The sequence below is a fragment of the Pseudomonas sp. QL9 genome (assembly GCF_041409665.1).
Classification (GTDB): domain Bacteria; phylum Pseudomonadota; class Gammaproteobacteria; order Pseudomonadales; family Pseudomonadaceae; genus Pseudomonas; species Pseudomonas knackmussii.
On the sequence record NZ_CP166971.1, the window covers coordinates 5,712,416 to 5,732,919 of the forward strand.

At 66.5% G+C, this 20,504-nt stretch carries 20 protein-coding genes; 7 read left to right on the top strand and 13 right to left on the bottom strand.

Features of this window, described 5'->3' with window-relative positions:
* Nucleotides 1-88 precede the first annotated feature (88 nt).
* Both ACA097_RS26550 and ACA097_RS26555 read right to left on the bottom strand, forming a co-directional pair.
* Nucleotides 89-1,243, bottom strand: coding sequence for a YbfB/YjiJ family MFS transporter (locus ACA097_RS26550; RefSeq protein ID WP_371367175.1), 1,155 nt, complete (start codon nucleotides 1,241-1,243; stop codon nucleotides 89-91).
* Nucleotides 1,240-2,121, bottom strand: a complete 882-nt coding sequence (locus ACA097_RS26555; protein WP_160287241.1) for a LysR family transcriptional regulator — start codon at nucleotides 2,119-2,121, stop codon at nucleotides 1,240-1,242. Before ACA097_RS26555 ends, ACA097_RS26550 begins: the two co-directional genes overlap by 4 nt.
* A gap of 82 nt (nucleotides 2,122-2,203) precedes the next feature.
* On the opposite strand from ACA097_RS26555, the gene ACA097_RS26560 reads away from it, so the two are divergent.
* Nucleotides 2,204-3,256 carry an NAD(P)H-dependent flavin oxidoreductase gene (locus ACA097_RS26560; protein WP_371367178.1) on the top strand — a complete coding sequence of 351 codons (1,053 nt, stop codon included), beginning with the start codon at nucleotides 2,204-2,206 and terminating at the stop codon, nucleotides 3,254-3,256.
* Between the two features lie 221 nt (nucleotides 3,257-3,477).
* On the opposite strand, the gene ACA097_RS26565 is transcribed toward ACA097_RS26560, so the two are convergent.
* Complete coding sequence (locus ACA097_RS26565; protein ID WP_371367180.1) at nucleotides 3,478-4,365, bottom strand: DMT family transporter; 888 nt, start codon at nucleotides 4,363-4,365, stop codon at nucleotides 3,478-3,480.
* A 93-nt stretch (nucleotides 4,366-4,458) separates the two neighbouring features.
* Here ACA097_RS26565 and ACA097_RS26570 point away from each other — a divergent pair, with 93 nt between their 5' ends.
* The gene (locus ACA097_RS26570; protein ID WP_371367182.1) at nucleotides 4,459-5,271 is read left to right on the top strand and encodes a helix-turn-helix transcriptional regulator; all 813 of its coding nucleotides are present in this window, start codon (nucleotides 4,459-4,461) and stop codon (nucleotides 5,269-5,271) included.
* On the opposite strand, the gene ACA097_RS26575 is transcribed toward ACA097_RS26570, so the two are convergent.
* Both ACA097_RS26575 and ACA097_RS26580 read right to left on the bottom strand, forming a co-directional pair.
* The gene (locus ACA097_RS26575) at nucleotides 5,255-5,461 is read right to left on the bottom strand and encodes a 4-oxalocrotonate tautomerase family protein (protein ID WP_043252587.1); all 207 of its coding nucleotides are present in this window, start codon (nucleotides 5,459-5,461) and stop codon (nucleotides 5,255-5,257) included. The two genes, ACA097_RS26570 and ACA097_RS26575, sit on opposite strands and share 17 nt — an antisense overlap.
* 59 nt (nucleotides 5,462-5,520) lie before the next feature.
* Nucleotides 5,521-6,255, bottom strand: coding sequence for an SDR family NAD(P)-dependent oxidoreductase (locus tag ACA097_RS26580; protein ID WP_371367184.1), 735 nt, complete (start codon nucleotides 6,253-6,255; stop codon nucleotides 5,521-5,523).
* A gap of 122 nt (nucleotides 6,256-6,377) precedes the next feature.
* Here ACA097_RS26580 and ACA097_RS26585 point away from each other — a divergent pair, with 122 nt between their 5' ends.
* Nucleotides 6,378-7,298: a LysR family transcriptional regulator gene (locus ACA097_RS26585; protein ID WP_371367186.1), complete on the top strand. Its 921-nt coding sequence runs from the start codon at nucleotides 6,378-6,380 to the stop codon at nucleotides 7,296-7,298.
* A 263-nt stretch (nucleotides 7,299-7,561) separates the two neighbouring features.
* Here ACA097_RS26585 and ACA097_RS26590 read toward each other — a convergent pair whose 3' ends face one another.
* Entirely contained in the window at nucleotides 7,562-7,744 is a 183-nt protein-coding gene (locus ACA097_RS26590) for a hypothetical protein (RefSeq protein WP_043252580.1), read from the bottom strand.
* Nucleotides 7,745-7,890: 146 nt separating this feature from the next.
* Entirely contained in the window at nucleotides 7,891-8,331 is a 441-nt protein-coding gene (locus ACA097_RS26595) for a hypothetical protein (protein WP_371367188.1), read from the bottom strand.
* 282 nt (nucleotides 8,332-8,613) lie between these two features.
* Between ACA097_RS26595 and ACA097_RS26600 the strand changes: the two genes are divergently transcribed.
* The gene (locus ACA097_RS26600; RefSeq protein ID WP_236658300.1) at nucleotides 8,614-10,143 is read left to right on the top strand and encodes a GGDEF domain-containing protein; all 1,530 of its coding nucleotides are present in this window, start codon (nucleotides 8,614-8,616) and stop codon (nucleotides 10,141-10,143) included.
* On the opposite strand, the gene ACA097_RS26605 is transcribed toward ACA097_RS26600, so the two are convergent.
* Nucleotides 10,137-11,663 carry a DHA2 family efflux MFS transporter permease subunit gene (locus tag ACA097_RS26605; RefSeq protein ID WP_160287235.1) on the bottom strand — a complete coding sequence of 509 codons (1,527 nt, stop codon included), beginning with the start codon at nucleotides 11,661-11,663 and terminating at the stop codon, nucleotides 10,137-10,139. The genes ACA097_RS26600 and ACA097_RS26605 overlap by 7 nt on opposite strands.
* 300 nt (nucleotides 11,664-11,963) lie before the next feature.
* On the opposite strand from ACA097_RS26605, the gene ACA097_RS26610 reads away from it, so the two are divergent.
* Nucleotides 11,964-12,434: a MarR family winged helix-turn-helix transcriptional regulator gene (locus ACA097_RS26610; protein WP_043252574.1), complete on the top strand. Its 471-nt coding sequence runs from the start codon at nucleotides 11,964-11,966 to the stop codon at nucleotides 12,432-12,434.
* 309 nt (nucleotides 12,435-12,743) lie between these two features.
* On the opposite strand, the gene ACA097_RS26615 is transcribed toward ACA097_RS26610, so the two are convergent.
* The 3 genes from ACA097_RS26615 to ACA097_RS26625 all read right to left on the bottom strand — a co-directional run bounded on the left by ACA097_RS26615 (nucleotide 12,744) and on the right by ACA097_RS26625 (nucleotide 16,553).
* Entirely contained in the window at nucleotides 12,744-13,871 is a 1,128-nt protein-coding gene (locus ACA097_RS26615) for a glycerophosphodiester phosphodiesterase (protein WP_371367191.1), read from the bottom strand.
* A gap of 187 nt (nucleotides 13,872-14,058) precedes the next feature.
* Nucleotides 14,059-15,546: an arginine-ornithine antiporter gene (gene arcD, locus ACA097_RS26620; protein ID WP_371367193.1), complete on the bottom strand. Its 1,488-nt coding sequence runs from the start codon at nucleotides 15,544-15,546 to the stop codon at nucleotides 14,059-14,061.
* A 185-nt stretch (nucleotides 15,547-15,731) separates the two neighbouring features.
* Nucleotides 15,732-16,553 (bottom strand): CHAD domain-containing protein, encoded by an 822-nt coding sequence (locus ACA097_RS26625; protein ID WP_371367195.1) that lies wholly within the window; start codon nucleotides 16,551-16,553, stop codon nucleotides 15,732-15,734.
* A gap of 146 nt (nucleotides 16,554-16,699) precedes the next feature.
* Here ACA097_RS26625 and ACA097_RS26630 point away from each other — a divergent pair, with 146 nt between their 5' ends.
* Nucleotides 16,700-16,960 carry a hypothetical protein gene (locus tag ACA097_RS26630; RefSeq protein ID WP_371367197.1) on the top strand — a complete coding sequence of 87 codons (261 nt, stop codon included), beginning with the start codon at nucleotides 16,700-16,702 and terminating at the stop codon, nucleotides 16,958-16,960.
* 122 nt (nucleotides 16,961-17,082) lie between these two features.
* On the top strand, nucleotides 17,083-18,282 hold the full coding sequence (locus ACA097_RS26635; RefSeq protein ID WP_043252567.1) for an MFS transporter: 1,200 nt from the start codon (nucleotides 17,083-17,085) through the stop codon (nucleotides 18,280-18,282).
* On the opposite strand, the gene ACA097_RS26640 is transcribed toward ACA097_RS26635, so the two are convergent.
* Both ACA097_RS26640 and ACA097_RS26645 read right to left on the bottom strand, forming a co-directional pair.
* A complete protein-coding gene (locus tag ACA097_RS26640; protein ID WP_371367200.1) occupies nucleotides 18,269-19,684 on the bottom strand; it encodes a sensor histidine kinase in 1,416 nt (471 codons plus the stop codon). The genes ACA097_RS26635 and ACA097_RS26640 overlap by 14 nt on opposite strands.
* A complete protein-coding gene (locus ACA097_RS26645) occupies nucleotides 19,674-20,339 on the bottom strand; it encodes a response regulator transcription factor (RefSeq protein WP_043252562.1) in 666 nt (221 codons plus the stop codon). Before ACA097_RS26645 ends, ACA097_RS26640 begins: the two co-directional genes overlap by 11 nt.
* Between the last annotated feature and the right edge of the window lie 165 nt (nucleotides 20,340-20,504).

Sequence of the window (20,504 nt, forward strand, 5' to 3'; positions counted from 1 at the left end):
TCACTGGGCCGGACCGGGTGCCTCGGCGCAGGGGAGGGACTGTCCAGTCTTGGCCAGACTCGGGCTGGCCGCCAGTCCGTGGGTCGGCTCAGTCAGGGGACCTAGCCCGTGCAACGCGTGCCGGTTGCCAGGTGCAGGCGGCGGCAAGAAGCAGCGCTACGGCAGCAACCAGTAGCGCCGGCGCGAAGCTGCCACTCCAGTGATAAAGGGCGCTGGAGGCCAGTGGCCCGGCGATCTGCCCGACGCCATAAACCGCCGTCATCGCCGCCAGCATGTTGAAGCGCACGCGGCTCGCCACCTGGCGTGCCGCCGGCATGGCGATGGTCGCGGTGCCCATGAAGGTCCCGCCGACCAGCAGGGCGCTGGCCAGATAGGCCGGCGAGCTTTGCTGCAGCGCCGGCAGCATCACGCCCAGGGCCTGCAACGCCAGGTTGGCCGCCAGCGCACGTCGAGCGCCGAGGCGCTGGTGCAGCCAATGCCAGAGGAAGCAGGAAGGCACCGCACCGAGGCCGAAGACCGCCCAGGCCTGCATCGGGTCGAGCGGACCGAGCGCCCCCTTCATGAGCAGGGGCAGGTAGGTCGCAGTGATGATGTAGCCGAAGCCGGCCAGGCCATAAATCGCCAGCACTGCAGCGGGTCCGAGCAACGCAGTACCCTGGGCGTGCGCCTTGGCCTGCGTGGGAGCCGCGACGGCCGGGCGTCCCAGCACCGACCAGGCGAACAGCAGCGGCAGCACGCCGGCGCCGGCCAGCAGCAGCCAGATGCCAGGGCTGCCGAGGCCGCCGTGCGCGCCTGCGGCGATCAGCTCCGCCGAAACCAGGATGCCGAAGCCCACGCCGGCGAACATCAGGGGCGCGGCGCCGTGTTGCTGCATCTGGTGCAACAGCCACACGGAAGCCCCGACCATGGCCATGGCGCTGAGCACCCCGGCAACGAAGCGCACGCCAACGGCGAACCAGACCGGCGCTGGCAAGGCCATGGCAGCCAGGCCGAGCAGGGTGCCGAGCACCGCGATGCGGCAGAGCCTTGCGGCCTGGTCTTCAGGGCAGCGCGCGAGGAGCAGGGCGCCGATCAGGTAGCCGGCGTAGTTGGCCGACGCCGCCAGGGAGCCCGCGTTCACGCTGAGCAGGCCGTCGCGGACCATCAACGGGTAGAGCCCGGTGAAGGCGAAGCGGCCGAAGCCCATGCCCAGGGCTAGGATCAGCGCGGCGGTGAGACCAGCCAGGCGATCGCGATTGTTCATGATGAGGCGGCCTGCAGGGTTTCGCGGAAGCGTTCGAAGGCGGCCGTGGCGTAGCCCTCGCGCCACACCAGCCAGGTATCGGTCTCCAGCAGTGGATGCAACTGCACGGCCGGCGGCTGACGCTGCAATTCGACCAGCGAGCGCGGCAGGATGCCGACGCAGGCGCCGGCAGCCACGCAGGCGAGAATCCCGTGGTAGGAGCCGACTTCCTGCACCTGCACCCGCGTGCCCCCGGCGTTCAGCCAGTCCTCGGCGATTTGCCGGTAGGTGCAGCCTCGGGCGAAGCCAGCCAGGGTGCGTACCTGCACGTCCTCGGCGGCGTTGACCGGCGGGTGATTGCCGGGCAGCGCCAACAGCAGTTGTTCATGGAACACCGGTACGCCCAGCAGGCCGCGTTCCAGCGTGCGTTCGGCCTTGCTGTCCGCGAGGATCGCATCGGGATGGGCGATCAATGCGCAATCGAGGCGGCGTGACAGCACGCCGTCCACCAGCGCCTGGCTGGTGCCGGTGCTGACTTCCAACTGCACCTGCGGACAGGCGTTGTGGTAGGCCGCCAGCGGACCGGGCAGGCGACTGGCGGCTGTGCTCTCCATGCTGCCGACGCGCAAGGTGCCGGCGGCGACCTGCGGGTGCAGCGACTGCCGCGCCTCTGCGGCCAGGGCCAGGAGCTTCTCGGCGTAGGCGAGGAATTCGCGGCCCGGGTCGGTCAGGGTCATGCGCTTGCCGTCGCGAAGGAACAGCTGCACGCCGAGGTCCTCTTCCAGTTGGCGGATGCGCGTGGTGACGTTCGACTGCACACGCTGCAGGCGCGCGGCAGCACGGGTGACGCTCTGCTCCTCGGCGACGCTGCGGAAGATCTCCAGGCTGGATAGGTCCATGGCTATAAATCTCTTTTAGAGAACATGTTGCGCAGAATATTCTCCATGTGAGATTTTAAGTCAATCACTCCCAGACGAGGCCATGACCATGTCCATCCGCCAGCGACTCGCCATTGATCACCCCATCATCCAGGCGCCCATGGTCGGCGTGTCGACGCCGGCACTGGCGGCCGCAGTCTCCAACGCTGGAGGACTGGGCTCGGTAGGCCTGGGAGCCAGCACACCGGCGCAGGCGCGGGAAACCATCGCCCAATTGCGCGGGCTGACCGACCGGCCGTTCAACGTCAACCTGTTCTGCCATCGCCCGGCGCAGGCCGACGCGGCGCGCGAGGCACGCTGGCTGGAACACCTTCGGCCGCTGTTCGCGGAATTGGGGAGTGAACCGCCGGCCGCGCTGCGCGAGATCTACCGTAGCTTCGTCGACGACCCGCAGATGCTCGAACTGCTGCTGGAGGTTCGCCCGCCTGTGGTCAGCTTCCACTTCGGCCTGCCCGAGCAGCGCTGGATCGACCACCTCAAGGCGGCCGGCATCACCTTGCTGGCCTGCGCCACCAACCTGCGGGAAGCGCAGGCGATCGAGGCCGCTGGAATCGATGCGGTGATCGCCCAGGGCTACGAGGCGGGCGGCCATCGCGGCATCTTCGACCCCGAGCATGACGATCGCCTCGGGACCCTGGCCTTGGTCGGCAGCCTGGTGCCGGCCCTGAACGTGCCGGTGATAGCTGCCGGCGGCATCATGGATGGTCGCGGAATCCGCGCGGCGCTCGCCCTGGGCGCCGAAGCGGTTCAGATGGGCACGGCGTTCATCGCCTGCCCGGAGTCTTCGGCCAATGCCGCCTATCGCGCTGCGCTGCGCAGCGACAAGGCCTGGCATACGCAGATCACGGCGGCGATCTCCGGTCGCCCGGCGCGCGGCCTGGTGAACCGGCTATTCACCGACCTGCAAAGCCCTGATGCACCGGCCTTGCCCGATTACCCGATGACCTATGACGCCACCAAGGCCCTCCTGGCGGCGGCCCAGGCCAGCGGCAACGGCGACTTCGCCGTGCAGTGGGCCGGGCAGGGCGCGCCCCTGGCCCGTGAGCTGCCGGCGGCGGAGCTGATGGCGGTGCTGTTGGCGGAAATGCAGAGCTGAAGCGCGCTCGCTGACAGCGTCCCGTTTGGATTGACTCCGTTCCCTCTCCCTGTAGGAGCGGATTCATCCGCGAAAACCCCACACCAATGCCACCTTGTAGGAGCGGGCCATGCCCGCGATTCGCGGACAAGGTCCGCTCCTACATTGAAAAGACCGTGCGCGCGCGAACGCCGCGTAGGAGCGGATCTCATCCGCGAAAATCCCCGCACCAATTCCCTCGATTATTCGCTGGCCAGGCTTACCGCCGGCCGCGGCCGCCAGCGTTCGGCGATGACCACGCCGGCGATGATCAGCGCGCCGCCGAGCAGGTGGTACATCCCCAGGCGCTCGTCCAATACCAGCGAAGCGATGGCCGCCGTGGCGACCGGCGACAGGTTGACGAACTGCGCCATGCGGTTTGGGCCCATCTCCTGCACGCCGCGCATCCAAGCCAGGGGCGCGGCAATCGAGGCCATCAACCCGGCATAGGCCACCAGCGGCAAGTTGCCGGCGTTCAGGCCCTGGTGCGGCGAAAGCAGGTACAGCGGGAAGAGCGCGATGATCGCCACCAGCACCTGCAGGTAGAGGAATTGCAGGGCTGGCAGGCGGATCTGCCACTTCTTCAGCAGCACGCCATAGAGCGCGTAGGCCAGGGTGGCGACCAGCATCATGCCGTCGCCCAGGCCGACGCCCTGGTGCAGCAGGCTGCGCAGGTCGCCATGGGCGATCACCAGCAGCACGCCGAACAGCGACAGCAGCGAACCAGCCACTGCACCGATATGCAGGCGCTGGCCGAGGAGGGCGCTGGCCAGGCCGATGGACATCAGCGGCATCAGGGCGAGGATCATGCCCATGTTGGTTGCCGTGGTCTTGGACGCGGCGTAGTAGGCCAGGCACTGGTACACGGCCATGCCCAGCAGGCCGAGGACGACGATGCGGCCGACTTGCGGCGCAAGCTCGCGGCGCCGCGCGAGGATCGGCCGCAAGACCAACGGGGTGAGCAGGACGCCGACCAGCGCCCAGCGGAAGAAGCCGATCTCGGCAGGCGCGATCTGGCCCACGGCAAGTTTGTTGACGACGGTGTTGCCGGCCCAGACGAGCACGGCGAAGAGCGGGAAGAAGTAGGGCATGGAAGTCTTTCGGGAATGCGGTGACGGCCATTCTCCCGCAGTCCGTTTCGGCGCTTATACTTCGTTTCGGACAACTTGCCACGCCATCCGGACATGCCTGCGAAAACCTACCTGTCACTTCCGTTGCACGACCTTGAGCAACTACCGGCGCCGCTGTACTTCCGCTACGACGAGTTCGGCGCCGAGACCCATTCGGCGCCCCACAGCCACCCCTGGGGCCAGCTCAACTATGCCGCCCACGGGGTGATGCAACTGGATGTCGGCGGCCAGCGCTTTCTCTCGCCACCGCAGTACGCGGTGTGGATGCCGCCGGGAGTCGTGCACGGTTGCTACAACCGCGAAGCCATCGTCTACCGCTCGCTCTATGTCAGTGCCGAGCTGTCACGGACGCTGCCGGCTACGCCTTGCACGCTGCAGATCAGCGACATTCTCAAGGCGATCCTGTCGGACTTCGCTGCGCGCGAAGTGAACATCCCGCAGACCTCGGCTGACCGGCGTCTCGCGCGGGTCGTGATGGATCAGTTGCAGAGCGCACCGATCCGCGAAGACTACCTGCCGTTCGCCCAGAGCCCGCTGCTGACCGAACTGCTTGCTGCGCTGCATGCCGATCCGGCCGACAACCGCTCCCTGGCGCAATGGGCGTTGCAGGTGCACAGCACCGAGCGAACCCTGGCGCGCTGCTGCCAGCGCGAGCTGGGCATGACCTTCGGCGAATGGCGCCAACGCCTGCGTTTTCTCGCCGCCATCGAAGCGCTAGAAGCCGGCAGGGGCGTGCAGCAGATCGCCTTCGATCTGGGCTATAGCACCCCGTCGGCCTTCATCGCCATGTTCCGTCGCCAGGCCGGCACCACACCGGAGCAATACCGCCTGGCGAACCGCGCCCAGGGTGTCAGCCGGGGTTCTTAGCGCGGTATTCGGTGGTGGTGATCCCGGCGTAGCCCCAGTTGTCGGTATCGACTTCCTCGATGACGATGTGGGTCAGCTCGGGCTTCTTGTTCAGCACGCGTTGCAGGGTCTCGGTGATCTCGCGGATCACTTGGGCCTTCTGCTCGCGGGTAACGCCATCACGGGTAATACGCACATTGACGAAAGGCATGGTCGTTCTCCTTCACGGGTGGGTTGGGGCGGCGGGCTTGGCGCCCGCCGCCTGGGGGATTACCACTTGCCGACGCTCATGCCGCCATCGACCGGCAGTACCGCGCCGGTGGTGAAGTCGGCTTCGCTCAGGTAGATCACGGCCTCGGCGATTTCCTCGATGCGACCGATGCGACCGGCCGGCTGCAAGCCATTGAGGAAAGCACGGCTCGCCGGGTCGTGCATCGGGGTGTCGACGATGCCGGGGGCCACGGCGTTGACCTGGATGTTGTGCGGCGAGAATTCCAGCGCCAGCGCGCGGGTCAGCTGGTTCAGGCCACCCTTGATCACCACCGGCAGCGCAGCCGGCACGCTGATGTTCGGCTGCAGGGCGATGCTCGCGGTGATGTTGACGATGTGCCCGTTGCCCTGCTGGATCATGCGCGCGGCGGCGGCTTGCGACGGGAACAGCGTGCCCTTGAGGTTGGTATCGATCATCGCGTCGACCTCGGCTGGGGTGTACTCGATGAAGGGCTTGGGCAGGAAGAAGCCGGCGTTGTTGACCAGCACGTCGACGCGGCCAAAGCGCTCGATTGCGGCGTCCACCAGGCGCTGTGCGGTCTGTGGGTCGGCGACGTCGCCGGCGACGGTATGCAAGTTGGCCGGCTCGCCCAGTTGGGCGCGTGCCTTGGCCAGGCTTTCCGCGGAGCGGCCGTTGCCGACCACGTTGTAACCGCGGTCCAGGAAGGCCTTGGCCAGGCCCAGGCCGATACCGCTGGAAGCGCCGGTGATGATGACGGTCTTGGTGTTGCTCATGGCTGGAGTCCTCGACTCAGGGACCGGCGGAGTGCCGGTGCTGTGGGAGTGACTTTATTTGTGCGCAGCCATCTGATAAATCAGCCTTCAATCACTTCACTTGATACATGGTGTAATCAATCATGCGCCGTCAGTTCGATGACCTGCAGCTCGGCAGCCTGGAACTCTTCTGCCTGGCCGCCGAATCCGGTGGCTTCAGTGCCGCTGCGCTGGCGGCTGGCGTCACCCCGGCGGCGGTGAGCCGCGCGGTGGCTCGGCTGGAAGAACGCCTGGGCATCCGCCTGTTCGTCCGCACCACGCGCAGCATCCGGCTTACCGAAGGCGGACGCGGCTACTACGAGCAATGCCGCCAGGCCCTGGGCCAATTGGTGGAGGCCGAGCGCGAGGCGATGGGGCAGCAGCTGCAGCCCTCCGGCACCCTGCGCATCAGCATGCCGGTGTCCTACGGCCACCTGCGCATCCTGCCGTTGCTGCCAGCATTCCGGCAGCGCTATCCGCAGGTGCAGGTCGACGTGCACCTGAGCAATCGCAATATCGATTTCGTCGGCGAGGGCTACGACGCAGCCATCCGCGTCCGCGCGCTGCCGGATTCCAGCCTGGTGGCGCGCCCGCTGGAAGACGCCCGCCTGGCCCTGGTAGCCGCGCCGGTCTACCTGGCGCGACAAGGCACGCCGCAGTCCCTGGAGGATCTGCAGCGCCACGAATGCATCCAGTTCCTGTTGCCCAGCAGCGGCCGTGCGATTTCCTGGTTGTTCCGCGTCGATGGCGCGGACCAGGAGGTCTTCACCCAGGGCAACTACAGCTGTTCGGACGATCTCTATGGCGGGGTGGTGTTGGCGAAACAGGGCGCCGGGCTGATCCAGACCTACAGGTACTTGTTCGAGCGGGAACTGGCCGAAGGTTCGTTGGTGGAAGTGCTGCCGCAGTTCGCCGGCTGCTCGCGCCCGCACAGCCTGCTGTATCCCTCGGGACGCCACGTGCCGTTGCGCTTGCGCGCCTTCGTCGACTTCCTCATGGAGCAGCGCAAGCACTGGCCACGCTGAACCCGGCGCGACTCAATCGCCCTGGTCCGAGATCACACCTTCTTGCTTGGCCGCGGACAGGTGCGGCTCCTGCTGGCTGTCGGCTGGATCGAGCTCGACCAGCTCCTCGAGGTTGTCGGCCTCGTTGGTCACCACGGGATCGGGGTGGGGGTATCCATGGGCGTCTTCATGTTGCAGCTCCGCGCGGGCTCGCCTGGCGACGGAACCCATTGTCCTCCCATCGGCGAACTTGCGTCGGATGGGCGACGGACGTGCGCGTCGCCTTACCAGTTCCAGGGCAGGAGAGGGGTCAGATAGAGAATGAGCAGGCGATGCGGATGCCGCACCGGGTAGCACGCCTGCAGCCTTGCATGGGCTTCGGAAGCGGACATCTGCCTGGCGAAAGTGCAGAGAACCGTCTTGCCACGGTACTGATCGTCCTGGAAATGCACGAGAAAAGTGTTCATCGAGTGCGCCGTAGCCGGTGGGCGGAAACAGCAGGACCCGCGCCTTGCTTGCGGTCCGGTTCAGCCAAGCATAGCCGCGCCGAACCGGCCCCAGCGGCCCGTCGGGCAGGCGGCAAGACGAGCGGAAGACGGGCAGGGCGCGGCCATCAACCGTAAGCGCGCCGCGCAGGATGCGCGCTGGCCTGGCCTAGGTGCATGCCGAAGGCTTGCATGAAGAATTCCGCCAGTTGCTTGTCCAGCACGCTGCTGTCGATGGATGCCAGATGGGCCGGCAGGCGCCGGGTATATTCGCCGTGGACGGCGTACTGCTCGTGCACCAGTCCCTGGTTCTCGGTGTCGGCGACTATGCGGTAGCTGCTGTGCCGTTGGCCACCGCCCAGGCGGGCGAGCAGGCAGAGTTCGGGATGACCGTCCGCGTCGGTCAGCAGCTCGACCTGGCAATCCAGGCCGCGGTCGCGGGCGTAGCGGCTGGCTTCCTCGAAGGCCGGCAAGGCCTTCCAGAGGACATGGGTTTCGAACGCGAAGAGGAAGGCTTCCTCGTCTGCGTAGTCGGCGGTAGCGGCGGGGCGTTGGGTCGGGTCGTACATGCCGGCGGCTCCAGAGTGGGGGGGAACGCGCGATCGGACAAGGTTGAAACCGGCGCGTGCCTCCTGGCTCGCCGGACGACAACGCCCATCACACTTGGACGGCCACGGTCTGTCAACGAATTAGCTGGCATATGCAGGGAGCGGCCAATAACCGCCGGTTCCAGAGGCTACAGCCCAGGCTCGGCGGGCGCGGAGCAGGGGATGTCGGTTAACGGCAGCACCATTGCCCGCTGGCACGGCTATAATCGCCCGCTTCGTCGACCTGCCGTAATGGACTTCCGGTTGAAACGCGATCTTCGTCTGGCAACCCTGTTCATCTGGCTGGGTTGCGCTTCCGTGGTGTTGCTGACCGCATGGCAGATCTGGACGATCCGCCAGGAAAGCCTGCGCCATACGGAAATCAACACGCTCAACCTGGCGCGCGCGCTCAACACGCACACCGAGGGCGTCTTCAAGCAGTGCGAACTCCTCCTGCTCGATCTGGGCAACGAGGTCGAGGCCGACGGCACCGGCCCGGCCCAGTTGCAGCACCTGAGCAAGTTGATGGCGCTGCAGAAGGAGGCGCTACCCCAGGTCAATTCGATCGCCCTTTACGACGAGCGCGGCGACTGGCTGCTGTCTTCGCAGGGGCGAGTTCCCGCCGGCACCGAAGGCGCCGATCGCGACTTCTTCAGCTATCACCGCGAACATCCGGGCCGTAGCATCTATATTGGCGAGCCGATCCGCAGCCGCACCACCGGCGACTGGGTGATCTCGGTCAGCCAGCGCCTGGAGCGCCCGGACGGCAGTTTCGCCGGCGTGGTGGCGGTGGGGGTCAGCCTGCAGTACTTCCTCGGTCTGTACCGCGACATCGAGATCGGCAAGACCGGCGCCATCGGCCTGACCACCAGCACGGGGCGCCTGCTGGTGCGCTATCCGTTCGACGAGAAGGATATCGGCCTCGACCTGTCGGGCTCGCCGCTGATCAGCCAGGCCCTGAAGGATGCGCCATACGCCACGGCCAGCTACAGCTCCAAGCGGGACGGCACGCCGCGCATCTATGCCTTCGTCCGCAGCGACCGCTACGCACTGGTCACCGGCGTGGCCATGGGCCGGGATGAAGCCTTGCAGAGCTGGCAGCGCCAGGCCCTCCAGACGATCGTGGTCGTCGCGCTGCTTCTGGCCATCCTCGGCTTGCTCGGTCGCCGCCTGGTCCGCTCGATTCGCCAGCGCATCCGCAGCGAGCGCCAGTTGCGCGACACGCAGGAACGCCTGCTGGAGCTGAACCAGGAACTGGAGGCCCTGGCGAGCCAGGACTCGCTGACCGGCCTGGCCAACCGCCGGCACTTCGACGAGTACCTGGAAAAAGAACTGTTGCGCAGCCGTCGCGATGGGAGCGCACTTTCGTTGCTGCTGGTCGATGTCGATTACTTCAAGGCCTACAACGACCACTACGGCCATCCGGCCGGCGACCGCTGCCTGCAGCAGATCGCCGATATCCTGCGCGGCAGTGCGCGGCGCCCGGCGGACCTCGTGGCGCGCTACGGCGGCGAGGAACTGGCGCTGGTGTTGCCGGAGACCGACGCGGAGGGCGCCCGGCATTTTGCCGAGCAATTGCTGGTACGCCTGCGCCGCGCGCAAATACCCCACGCGGGCAGCCCGTTCCGCATCGTCACCGCGAGTTTCGGTGTGGCCACCGTCCACGCCGACAGCGAGCGGCCAACCAGCCTGCAGCTGATCGACGAAGCGGACCGCTGCCTGTACCAGGCCAAGCAGGACGGGCGCAACCGCTGGGTAATGGCACATGCCCAGGTGTCTGCCAGGACTCAGTGATCGGCTGTGACAGCCGCGCCCTTGCCGGCGAACGGCGGGCGGGTCAGCCAGATCACGCTCATGAGGATCAGGAAGATCCAGCCCAGCACATGGAATAACTCGTTGAAGCCGATCTGGTACGCCTGCTGGGTGATCATCCGGTCCAGCAGGCTGGCGCCCAGTTGCAGGTTGCCCTGGCCGAGCTGTTCCAGGCTGCTGCGGCTGGCCGTGTCATAGACGGTGATGCTCTCGCCGAGCTGGGCGTGGTGCAGCACGGCGCGGCGCTCCCAGAGGAAGGTGGTGAGCGAGGCGGAGAAGCTGCCGCTGAGCGTGCGCAGGAAGGTCGACAGGCCGGAGCCGGCGGCGATCTCGTGGGGCTCCAGGTCCGACAGCAGGATCACCGTGGTCGGCATGAAGAACAGCGCCACGCCGAAGCCCATCAGCAACTGCATCAACGCCACGTGGTGGAAGTCGATGTCGACGGTGAAATTCGAGCGCAGGAAGCAGGTGGTCCCCATCACCACGAAGGACAGCGATGCGACCAGCCGCAGGTCGAAACGCGCGGCATAACGCCCGACCGGCATACTCAGCAACAGCGGCGCGATGCCCAGCGGCGCCGCCGCCAGGCCCGCCCAGGTCGCCGTGTAGCCAAGGTTGCGCTGCAGCCACTGCGGCAGCAGCAGGTTGATCGCGAAGTAGGCCGAGAACGACAGCACCAGGGCGAGGGTGCCGTAGCGGAAGTTGTGGTGACGGAACAGCCGCAGGTCGACCACCGGCTCCTTCTCGGTCAGCTCCCAGATCAGGAACACCGCCAGGCTGATTGACGCGACCACGGCGCAGCCGATGATGAAGGGCGAGCTGAACCAGTCCTCGTCGTTGCCCTTGTCGAGCAGCACCTGCAGCGTGCCGACGCCGACGATCAGGGTGAGCAGGCCAACGTAGTCGACTCGCGTCTTCTGCCGGAGCAGCGGGCGGCCACGCATCTGCCGAGCGACAACGAACGCGGCAAAGGCACCGATCGGCAGGTTGATGAGGAAGATCCAGGGCCAGGAATAGTTGTCGGTGATCCAGCCGCCGAGGATCGGCCCGGCGATGGGCGCAACTACCGCCACCATCGCCAGCAGGGCCAGCGCCGTGCCGCGCTTGTGCGCCGGGTAGATGCCGATCAGCAGGCTCTGGGTGATCGGGTACATGGGCCCGGCGACCGCGCCCTGCAGGGTGCGGAACAGGATCAGCATCGGCATGTCCTGGGCGATGCCGCATAGGAAGGAAGCGAGGATGAACAGCAGCGTGCAACCGATGAACAGCGGCACCTCGCCGAAGCGCTTGGACAGGAAGCCGGTCAGCGGCAGCGAAATCGCCTGGCTCACGGCGAACGAGGTGATTACCCAGGTGCCCTGGTTGGTGCTGGCCGCGAGGTTGCCGGCGATGGTCGGCAGGGCGACGTTGGCAATGGTGCTGTCGAGCACCTGCATGAAGATGGCGAGCGCCAGGCCGAGCGTGGTTAGGGCCAGATTGGGCGGGCGGAAATCGGTGTTCATGGGGCGAACCTGGATCGACTGCGCCCCGGAGCAGGGCAGCGGATTTTCCGCACGCCGCTCTATCGCTGTCAATGCAATCGTTGACTTTGCACAGATATAGTCATCGCCCTTTACCCGTTCCGGAAAACTGCGTAGGAGCGGACCTTGTCCGCGAAATCGCGGGCATGGCCCGCTCCTACAGGGGGACACCAAATCGGGGCATCGCGGATAAGATCCGCTCCTACGGCAACCTCAACGGCCTTTGAGGCCGGAGCATCGCGCCGTATCATCGCCGCCACGCCGCCATCGACCGAAACCGCCATGCCAGACTCTTCACCTGATCTCCTGTTCGCCCTGACCAACTCGCTGCAACCGGCACGCCGCGCCTGGCAGATGCTCGCCAGCCGTGCGCTGGGCGCAAGCGGCCTGTCGCTGGCGGTGGCTACGCCGGTGCTGCTGGTCTCGCGGATGGGCGACGGGGTGCTGCAGAACGTCCTCGCCGAGCGCATCGGCGTGCACCCGGCGGCGCTGGTCCGCACCCTCGACCAGGCCGAGGCCGCCGGACTGCTTGAGCGGCGCATGGTGCCAGGCAACCGCCGGCTGCGGGCGATCCACCTGCTGGACGAGGGGCGCCGCCTGGCGCAGCGGATGGAGAAGGAACTGACGGCGCTACGCGCCGAGGTGTTCGGCGGCATTCCCGGCGCCGATGTCGAGACGGCTATCCGGGTGCTGCAACTGATGGAAGAGCGCGCCCGCGAATTCACCGCGCAATGGCCGGGCGGCGGCGACTGAGGCTTAGCCGACGCCGATCATCCAGGTGATGAAGGCGGCGTGATCACCAGCGCGACTCGCAGCAGGTTGGCCATGTACGTCATCGGCTGCTTGTGTCGGGTGCGCTGCCCCGGGACGCGTGGTCGGCTCTTTCTTCTCGTTCTCCTGGCGGGGGAACTCAGCTCTGGAGTGATTGCGCGCAGTGGCGAAGAGGATTTCCGGCCAGAGCAGGGGCCAGGAAAACCAGGCATCGGAGCGCAGGATGGGAGGCCCGATATCTATCAGCCCCCCAACGCCTTGATAGTCGCCGCCTCGTCGGACCGAGGTGGCTCAGTAGCCGTTTCGCCGCAGAAGCGCGTCAATGCCCACTGGCGATGGCCGATTGTAGAGGCTCAGAAGCAGGTCGGCGCGGTTGGTGAAGAAGCCGTCAACGCCACGCTTGGCCAGCGACTCGAAGTCCTTGGCGGAGTTAACCGTATAGGCATGGATGAACAGCCCACGGTCATGGGTCATGCGGTTCATCCACGGCTTGACCAGGTCCATGTAGCTCTGCGGATCGGGTTCCCGGCTGAGTATCGAGGGGCCGGTGCCCAGCGCTCCGTGGGCCTTGGCCCAGTCAGTCCAGGCGGCGAACTCCGCCTCTGACTTGACCTCCTGGCGCGCGTAGAACGCAGCCTCGTCGGTTTCGCCGGACGCTTCGAAGCTCACTGCAGAACGCATCGCCATGTAGCCATCGCCGAACGACAGCAGAAGGATCTTCGGCACGTCTGGCATGCTTTGTTGCAACAGCTCCAGGCTGCCGCGGGAGAAGGTCTGCAGCACCACGCGGCCTCGGCCACTAGCCACATCGACGGCGCCGGACGGCGCGTGCGGACGCGGATCGAGCCAGCCGCGCCGCTCGAGCACCCGCTGCAAGTCCGTCTCGATGCCGGGGAACAACTCCGGGCGCTTCGTCTCCAGATACAGCCCCGGCCGGTTCACGCCGCCTTCGGCGATATCGATCAGCTCGTCGAGGGTAAGGATCGGCAGCCCGGAGAAGGCCGGGCGGGCGCGCTGGGGATAGGCCTTGTTGAACCATGAGCCGGCGTCCAGGCGCTTGAGCTCTGCCAGGGTGAAGGCACTCAACGGCTCGCGGGCACGATCAGGATAGAGTTCACGGACATTGGTGGTGCGTTCCAGGGTGGTGTCGTGGAAGGCTACCAGCACACCGTCCCGCGTACGCTGGAGGTCCGCCTCCAAATAATCCGCGCCGACATCGCGGGCCAGCCGGAAGGCCGCAGCGGTTTCTTCCGGCGCGTCGTACGAGGCACCACGATGGGCGATGACCGCTGGCCAGGGTATTCCGGCCGCCTCGCTCAATACCCGTCCGGGGGACTGGCCGGCGTGGCTGGACTGGATGAGACAGGTCGCCAGCAGAAAGCCAATGACACGGAAGGTGTTGGATGCTCCTTGGCGCATGGGTGCGCTCCTTCGTTTCAGGGTGAGCGACCACGATGGCAGGTGCGTATGACCAGTTGGCGACAGCTCTATCTCGCGGATTCTGGCGAGGCGGGATGGTCCCGGAGGACCTTCGGGAAGAGGCGAAGCACAGCGCGAAAGAAAGCGGGGCGGGAGCCGATGCGCTCCCGCCCCGCATTGCCAGCATTCAGAGGCTGAGGAAGCCCTTGTACAGACCGACAGCGGCGACCACTGCGCCGATCAGCACGACGGCGAAGATGATCTTCTCGACATTGGTGAACACCGGCTGGCCGAGTTCACGCTTGGCCTTGGCGAAGAGGATCGCCCCCGGTGCGTAGAGCAGCGCGGAAAGCAGCAGGTACTGGATGCCGGCGGCATACACCAGCCATACCGCGTAGAGCACGGCTATTGCCGAGATCACTATGTCCTTGCTGCGTGCGCCAGGATCCTGCTCGTAGGTCTCGCCGCGGAAGCTCAGCAGCAGCGCGTAGGCGGCGGACCAGAAGTAGGGCACCAGGATCATCGAGGTCGCCAGGTACAGCAGGCTCAGGTAGGTCGAGCTGTTGAACAGGGTGATGATCAGGAACAGCTGGATCAGCCCGTTGGATAGCCACAGCGCGTTGGCCGGCACCTGGTTGGCGTTCTCCTTGCGCAGGAACTCCGGCATGGTGTGGTCGCGCGCGCTGGCGAAGAGGATTTCCGCGCAGAGCAGGGTCCAGGACAGCAGCGCACCGGCCAGCGAGACGGTCAAACCGACACTGATGAGCACGGCCCCCCAGTGGCCGACCACGCTTTCCAGTACGCCCGCCATCGAGGGGTTCTTCAGCCCGGCCAGTTCGGCCTGGTGAAGGATGCCCTGGGACAGCACGTTGACCAGCACCAGCAGCAGGAGCACGGCGTAGAAGCCGATCACGGTCGCCTTGCCGACATCGCTGCGTTTCTCGGCGCGTGCCGAGAAGATGCTCGCGCCTTCGATGCCGATGAACACCCAGACGGTGACCAGCATCATCTTGCGCACCTGCTCCATCACGCCGCCCAGCTCAGTGTTGCCGGCCCCCCAGAAGTCACTGGTGAACACGCCCATCTTGAAGGACACCGCGGCGATGGCGATGAACACCGCCAGCGGCACCATCTTGGCGATGGTGGTGATGACGTTGACGAAGGCGGCTTCCTTGATCCCGCGCAGCACCAGGAAGTGCAGCACCCAGAGCAGGGCGGAGGCGCAGAGGATCGACTCCAGGGTGTTGCCCTCGCCGAACACCGGGAAGAAGAAGCCCAGGGTGCTGAACAGCAGCACCATGTAGCTGACGTTGCCGATCCAGGCGCTGATCCAGTAGCCCCAGGCCGAGGAGAAGCCCATGTAGTCGCCGAACCCGGCCTTGGCGTAGGCGTACACCCCGCCGTCGAGCTTGGGCTTGCGGTTGGCCAGGGTCTGGAACACGAAGGCCAGCATGAGCATGCCGACGCCGGTGATCAGCCAGCCGATCAGGGTCGCCCCGGCACTGGCGCTCGCCGCCACGTTCTGCGGCAGCGAGAAGATCCCGCCGCCGACCATGGAGCCGATCACCAGTGCGGTGAGTGCACCCAGTTTGAGTTTGTCGCTGGCCGCGCCCGTCTGCGCGGCGGGCGTCGTCTGGGAGGGATTGGACGGATCGAGCTTGGCGGTGTCGACCATGGGAATCTCCTTGCCTGTCAGGCATTCCGGACCACTTGGGATGGCCGCGAAGGCCTCCGAAAGGAGACGACGCCGTTCGCGTACAGCGTTCTGAAAGTGTAACTGTCTATTTATTGAAGCAGTGTTTCAGCGCCAGGCAATATCAACTGAATTTGTATGGTTAAAGAAAACGCTGTTGGGGGAACCTAGGCGGGTGCGAGGAACGCCCCTGACGCAGGCTCGGCCTCGACGTCCAGCAGGCGCAGGAACAGCGTCAGCTCTCCGGCCAGATCGGTGATGTCCTGCTCGGCCGCGACCAAAGCGCTTTGCTCGGCTTCGCGCCAGGCGCACACCAGTGGCTTGAGATCGTCCTCGCTGACGGCTTTCAGGCACCACTGGTGATGGTCGTGCCAACTGCCCAGGGACGACTGCAGGCGCTTCAGCCGCGCCGCCAGGTCGAACGGCAATGGCAGCAACTGCGGATAGGCCTCCTGGGCATAGCGTGCGCGTTTGACCAGCAGGCGGATGGAGTGACGGTCGTGATCCGGATCGTTCAGCGCCGCATCGAGCCGCTCGAACTGCCGACGCAGGCGCTGCGCAGTGCGCCGCCGCAGATTGCCGGAAGCGCTATCGGCGATGCTTTCGCGGAAGGTTCTCGGCCAATCGTCGAGAGCGGCCACCAGGCGCTCGACCGCAACATGGTCGGCGCTTGCGCGATACCAGACCGACACCGCATCACGCCGGCGCTGCGCGGCCTGGGCGAAGCCGCGCTGCTGCAGTTCCTCGGCCATCACTTCAAGGTCGCGTATCGGGGTCGTGAGCCGGCCGACCTCGGCGGAATTCGCCTCCAGGCCAGCGGCCACCTCGCCGAGCGCCAGGGGCTTGAGCAGGCTGCGCAAGCGCCGAACGCAAATGCGCAGGTCGTGCAGCGCCTCGTTGTCGGACTCCTCGCGCAGGCGCGCGAAGGCATGCACGACCTCTACCTCAAGGCTGACGATCGAAATGACCACTGCATCGGCAAAGCTCATTCGTCTGTTCTCCCCTGGCTGACAAGTCAATGAAATGTAGCTGTAACTTTCACTTGCTAGGACTTTCGTACTGCGACAAATTCACTCGCCGTGGGCAGGACGTCCACCGGCCACCACTCGACAACCGCATCGGAAAGGAACCCGACATGCACCAGACCTTCCTCCAAGCTCAGCAAACCCTCGAATCGGCCCTGCGCGAGTTCGACGCCCGCTGCTTCCTCGACCACCTGGACGGCACATTGGGCGTGCGCATGAAGCTGGCCGACATCGAGGTCAAGGTGCACGGCATCGAGCGCGCCCGCTGGGTCGGGCTGCCGGCCGCGAGCCACCTGGCCGGCGAACTGCGCCAGTACCTCAGCGAACTCGACCTGGCCACCTGCGCAGCCTCGCGCCTTAGCGCCGCCTGAGCCCTCATTCATATGCCGGCTCGCGAGCGCCGGCAGCAGCGGATATCTGCGATTCATCGGCTGCGGCTGGGCTTTTGTCCCGCTGCTGAGAAGAATTCGCTCCGGGCAACGGGAGCGAACGCATGTCTGCCATTTCGACGCTGCATGGCACCTTGCGGCGAATTCCGGGAGGTGTCTGGAAACTGGGCTTCGTCAGCCTGCTGATGGACGTCTCCTCGGAGATGATCCATAGCCTGCTGCCGCTGTTCATGGTCAGCGTATTGGGCGCCAACTTCGTCCAGGTCGGGCTGATCGAGGGCATCGCCGAATCCGTCACCCTGCTGATCAAGGTGTTCTCCGGCGCCTTCAGCGACTACCTCGGGCGGCGCAAGGGCCTGGCAGTGTTCGGCTACGGCCTGTCGGCGTTGGCCAAGCCGCTTTTCGCCCTGGCTGGCGGGCTGGGCATGGTCTTCGCCGCGCGCTGCATCGACCGGGTCGGCAAGGGCATCCGTGGCGCGCCGCGCGACGCCATGCTCGCCGACCTCACCCCGGCGGAGCTGCGTGGCGCCGCCTACGGCCTGCGCCAGGCGCTGGACACCCTCGGCGCCTTCCTCGGTCCGCTGCTGGCGGTAGCGCTGGTGGTGCTGTGGGCCGACGACTTCCGTTCGATCTTCTGGATGGCGGCGATTCCGGCGATGCTTGCCGTATTCCTCCTGCAAGTCGGCATCGAGGAGCAGGGCGCTCCAGCCGCGCTCCGGGCCAATCCGCTCGCTCGCGCAAGGCTGCGCCAGTTGCCGGCGGGTTTCTGGTGGGTGGTGGGAACCGGTGCTCTGTTCACCCTGGCGCGTTTCAGCGAGGCGTTCCTGATCCTGCGGGTGAATCAGTTCGGCCTGCCGCTGAAACTGATTCCCCTCGTTCTGGTGCTGATGAACCTGGTCTACGCACTCAGCGCCTACCCCTTCGGCTGGCTGTCGGATCGCATGGACCACCGGCTGCTGCTCGCCTTGGGCATGGCCGCGCTGATCCTGGCCGACCTGCTGCTCGGCACGGCCAGCCACCTTTCCATCGCGCTGCTCGGCGTGGCCCTGTGGGGCCTGCACATGGGCATGACCCAGGGATTGCTGGCGAGCATGGTCGCGGCCACTTCGCCGGCGAACCTGCGTGGCACGGCGTTCGGCCTGTTCAACCTGGTCAGCGGCGTGGCCATGCTGATCGCCAGCGCCGGCGCGGGCTTCGCCTGGCAGCTCTGGGGCGCGGCGACGGCCTTCTACATCGCCGCCGGCTTCAGCGCGGCGGGGCTGCTGGCGTTGTTGCTCTCGACCCTGCGCGTCAGTCCGCGCTGAGCCGCGGAATCCGCAAGCTGACGCGCGTGCCCCGGCCCTCTGCGCTTTGCACGCCGAGACGGGCCCCGAGCTGCTCGGCGATGCGCTTGGCATGGGCGAAGCCGAGGCCGAAGGAGCTGGATGTCGAGCGCGCGGCATCGGCGCGATAGAACACCTGGCCGAGGTTCGCGACTTGCTCGGCGGACATGCCGATGCCGTGGTCGATCACCTCCAGCAGCACCTCATTCGGGCTGTCCATGCGCAGCGCCAGGCTGACTTCGGCGCCGTCCGGCGAATACTTGATGGCGTTGTCCAGCAGGTTGCCGAGGATCACTTCCCATTGCTCGGCGTCGCCGGCGACCGGGCAGGGGGCTTCGATCTGAAGATCCTTGCGCAAGACGATGCCGCGCGGCATAGCCACGCGTTGCCAGCGCTCGACGGCGGCCTCGGCGGCACCTACCAGTTCGGCGCTGCCGCTGCCATCGACCGTGGCGTCGAGCCGCGCCAGATCGAGCAAGGCGATGGACAGCCGCTTGAGCGTCTGCATTTCGGCGAGCACGTCCTCGCAGGTGGCGACGTAGTCGGCTACCGGGCGCGGCCGCGAGAGCACCACCTGCAGCGCCGAGGTAACGGCGGCGATGGGCGTCTTTAGCTCATGCGAAGCGTTGGCGATAAACAGCCGCTGGCTATCCATCGCCTTGCGGACTTCCTCTTCCATCTGCGTGTAGCTGTCGAACAGCAGCTTCTCCTCCAGGCTGCGCGGTTCCAGGGCCGGGCGGCCAAGAAAGCTCGGCGGCTTGAGCGAGCGCAACTGGTGGGCGAACAGGCGCAGGTTGCGCGTGCTCAGCGAGACGATCATGAAACCGCCCAGCGCGGTCAGCAGCAGCAGTGCGACACCGACCAGGGCGAGCGTGCGCTTGAGCTCCGTCACCGAATTGAGCACCGGCTGCGCGTTGATCGCCACGCGCACATCGACCCGCACGCTGCGCCCGTCGAGATCGCGGTTGATGTGCCCGGACTGCAGTAGCCAGGCGTGCCGGTCGACGCGGATCAGGCGCGCTTCCTCGGGCGTCAGCTGCAGCGTCGAGAGTTGCGTCTGCAAGGCCTGCCGATGCTTCTGCTCGGGGCCTTCGGAGTCGAACAGCAACTTGCCCTGGTCGTCATACACGGCGAAGTAGAGGTCGCGCTCATGCTCCAGCTCGGCGGCGAATTCACCGCTGCGCTGGTAAGCCAGGCGGCCGTTCTCCACCACGATCAGCGACTCGATGACGTCGGACTGGGTGTCCAGGCGTTCGCCCAGCTCGTCCATGCGCGCGCGCTCGATCCAGCCCTCCAGCCAGAACAGGCCGCCACCCAATACCAGCGCCTGCATGAGAAACAGGATCAGGGCGATCTTGATGTTCAGCGGCCACTTAGACGACATGCAGGATGAACCCCTTGCCGCGCACGGTTTCGATCTCGACGCCGGAGCCGGCGAGTTTGCGCCGCAGGCGGGCGAGCAGCACGTCGAGGCTGTTGCTGTCCGGTTCCATGTCGAAGGGGTAGAGCAGGCCGAGCAGTGCGCTGCGGGTCAGCAGCTGTTCCGGCTTGGCGGCCAGCGCGGCGAGCAGGTCGTATTCCTTGCCGGTCAGCTCCAGCGCCTGGCCGTCGCGGGACACGCGGGCAGCGGCGAGATCCAGGCTCAGCTCGCCCAGCTGCAGGGTCGGCGAACCACGGCCGGCGGCACGCCGGTAGAGCGCGTTCACCCGGGCGATCAGCTCGGCCATCTCGAAGGGCTTCACCAGGTAGTCGTCGGCGCCGCGCTCCAGTCCCTCGACACGGTCGGCCAACTCGCCGCGCGCGGTCAGCATCAGCACCGGCAACTCGCTGCCGGTGGCGCGCAGGTGGCGCACCAGGTCCAGCCCGGAGCGCTTGGGTAGCATCCAGTCGAACAGCGCCACGTCGTATTCGCTCGACTGCAGCAGGTACAGCGCTTCCTCTCCGTCGATGGCCAGGTCGACGATCCAGCCGGCCTCCTGCAGCCCGCGTTGCACGCTCTTGCCCAGCAGGGCGTTGTCCTCGACCAGCAGCGCCTTCATACCCACCTCGGCAACGGAAAGTGCGCAGACAGTAGCGCAAGGATCAGCCCCGGCAAAGCGCGAAGGCGATCCTGAACGGCGCGTTCATGAGTCATTCATTCGCACTTCCATAGGCTTGCGCCATCGGAGTTGCGCCTGCCCGGCGAAGCGCTCCATTCGCCTGCC

What these genes read in the sequence shown, in the direction of transcription:
- ACA097_RS26580 (WP_371367184.1), bottom strand. Translation starts at nt 6,255, where the DNA reads ATGAGCAACACCAAGACCGTCATCATCACCGGCGCTTCCAGCGGTATC.
- ACA097_RS26585 (WP_371367186.1), top strand. Translation starts at nt 6,378, where the DNA reads ATGCGCCGTCAGTTCGATGACCTGCAGCTCGGCAGCCTGGAACTCTTC.
- ACA097_RS26615 (WP_371367191.1), bottom strand. Translation starts at nt 13,871, where the DNA reads ATGCGCCAAGGAGCATCCAACACCTTCCGTGTCATTGGCTTTCTGCTG.
- ACA097_RS26630 (WP_371367197.1), top strand. Translation starts at nt 16,700, where the DNA reads ATGCACCAGACCTTCCTCCAAGCTCAGCAAACCCTCGAATCGGCCCTG.
- arcD (WP_371367193.1), bottom strand. Translation starts at nt 15,546, where the DNA reads ATGGTCGACACCGCCAAGCTCGATCCGTCCAATCCCTCCCAGACGACG.
- ACA097_RS26570 (WP_371367182.1), top strand. Translation starts at nt 4,459, where the DNA reads ATGCCTGCGAAAACCTACCTGTCACTTCCGTTGCACGACCTTGAGCAA.
- ACA097_RS26560 (WP_371367178.1), top strand. Translation starts at nt 2,204, where the DNA reads ATGACCATGTCCATCCGCCAGCGACTCGCCATTGATCACCCCATCATC.
- ACA097_RS26610 (WP_043252574.1), top strand. Translation starts at nt 11,964, where the DNA reads ATGCCAGACTCTTCACCTGATCTCCTGTTCGCCCTGACCAACTCGCTG.
- ACA097_RS26635 (WP_043252567.1), top strand. Translation starts at nt 17,083, where the DNA reads ATGTCTGCCATTTCGACGCTGCATGGCACCTTGCGGCGAATTCCGGGA.
- ACA097_RS26595 (WP_371367188.1), bottom strand. Translation starts at nt 8,331, where the DNA reads ATGTACGACCCGACCCAACGCCCCGCCGCTACCGCCGACTACGCAGAC.
- ACA097_RS26625 (WP_371367195.1), bottom strand. Translation starts at nt 16,553, where the DNA reads ATGAGCTTTGCCGATGCAGTGGTCATTTCGATCGTCAGCCTTGAGGTA.
- ACA097_RS26605 (WP_160287235.1), bottom strand. Translation starts at nt 11,663, where the DNA reads ATGAACACCGATTTCCGCCCGCCCAATCTGGCCCTAACCACGCTCGGC.
- ACA097_RS26565 (WP_371367180.1), bottom strand. Translation starts at nt 4,365, where the DNA reads ATGCCCTACTTCTTCCCGCTCTTCGCCGTGCTCGTCTGGGCCGGCAAC.
- ACA097_RS26590 (WP_043252580.1), bottom strand. Translation starts at nt 7,744, where the DNA reads ATGAACACTTTTCTCGTGCATTTCCAGGACGATCAGTACCGTGGCAAG.
- ACA097_RS26555 (WP_160287241.1), bottom strand. Translation starts at nt 2,121, where the DNA reads ATGGACCTATCCAGCCTGGAGATCTTCCGCAGCGTCGCCGAGGAGCAG.
- ACA097_RS26575 (WP_043252587.1), bottom strand. Translation starts at nt 5,461, where the DNA reads ATGCCTTTCGTCAATGTGCGTATTACCCGTGATGGCGTTACCCGCGAG.
- ACA097_RS26550 (WP_371367175.1), bottom strand. Translation starts at nt 1,243, where the DNA reads ATGAACAATCGCGATCGCCTGGCTGGTCTCACCGCCGCGCTGATCCTA.
- ACA097_RS26640 (WP_371367200.1), bottom strand. Translation starts at nt 19,684, where the DNA reads ATGTCGTCTAAGTGGCCGCTGAACATCAAGATCGCCCTGATCCTGTTT.
- ACA097_RS26645 (WP_043252562.1), bottom strand. Translation starts at nt 20,339, where the DNA reads ATGAAGGCGCTGCTGGTCGAGGACAACGCCCTGCTGGGCAAGAGCGTG.